At 40.4% G+C, this 1,224-nt stretch carries 1 protein-coding gene; it reads right to left on the bottom strand.

The annotated features are described in order from the left end of the window. Positions 1-66: 66 nt before the first annotated feature. A partial coding sequence (gene ltrA / locus BMX30_RS23140) for a group II intron reverse transcriptase/maturase (RefSeq protein WP_139195438.1) occupies positions 67-1,224 on the bottom strand: 1,158 nt, incomplete at its 5' end.

Below are 1,224 nucleotides of genomic sequence, written 5' to 3'. Positions count from 1 at the left end.
TAAGTTCCTCACTCCTCACAGAACCGTGCGTGCGGTACTATCGCACACGGCTCTTCCTATCATCATTCACAGAATATAGTTAATATTTTTCTTCAAATCATATATGTTTACTTTAATTCTGGGTCTAGGCAACGGATATTTACTAAGGAATAAATTAAATTTATCCCAACTGAACGATTTCCTTTGGCTTCTTCTATTCATCCATTTGAACAATATCCGCTTAATGCTGTCTAAGAAGTTCGCCACTTCCTGTAAATTGTCCGTGATACAGTAGTAGTTATAGTAACCTTTGAGGGACCGATTCAACCTAACCATAATATCTCTAATGTCCATCGTTCTGTGAGCTTTGAGCCACTCCTTATGATTCTTTAACTTGGCCGTTGCCTTCTTTCGGCTACTCTTGCGTTTAACCCTGAATTGTCCTTTCTTACTTTTGCTACAGTAGTGAGTAAAACCCAAGAAATCAAACGTAGGCGGTTTACCTCGGCCGTTACGTTTATTGTCTCTTTCTGCGAATTTCCCAAAGGGAATGATTTTCGTTTTATCCTCAGCTACCTCTAGGTTAAACATTTGAAGCCGTTTAGTAAGTGCAGTATAGAAAGCCTCGGCATCACTTCGAAGTTGAAAACAGCACACAAAGTCATCCGCATATCGAACCATATAGGCTTGACCTTTACACTGTTTTCTAACCACCTTCTCGAACCATAAATCAAGGACGTAATGAAGGTAAACATTAGCTAGTATCGGTGAGATGACACCCCCTTGGGGTGTACCCTTGTCCGTATCAAAGTATTTGCCTTCTTCCATGTACCCACCTCTTAGAAATCTTAAGATTAATCTAAGGAGGCTCGGGTCCCCAATACGACGTTTTAGGAATTTCATCAACCATTCATGGTCTACATTGTCAAAGAATCCTTTGATATCGGCATCCACAATGTAGTTGGTAAAACGGTCCTCGATGTACACATTGAGTATCTTTAACGCATCATGACAACTCCTGTTAGGTCGAAATCCAAAAGAACTGTCAAGGAAGTCATTTTCGTAGATTGCGTTAAGAATCTTTGCCAAGGCACGTTGGACGATTTTATCCTCATGATCTGGGATACCTAATGGTCTCTTCTTCTTAGAACCAGACTTATTGATGTAAGTCCGTTTAACTGGGACAGGTCGATAAGCCTTCTTCTTTAGGCGTGCTACAAGTGTTTGAATGTTTTCATCCAGTTC

Origin of the sequence: Mesobacillus persicus, from assembly GCF_900109925.1 — a bacterium.
Taxonomy (GTDB): Bacteria; Bacillota; Bacilli; order Bacillales; family Cytobacillaceae; genus Mesobacillus_B; species Mesobacillus_B persicus.
Note: the sequence above shows the minus strand (reverse complement) of the source record. Positions and strands in the feature narration are given on the sequence as shown.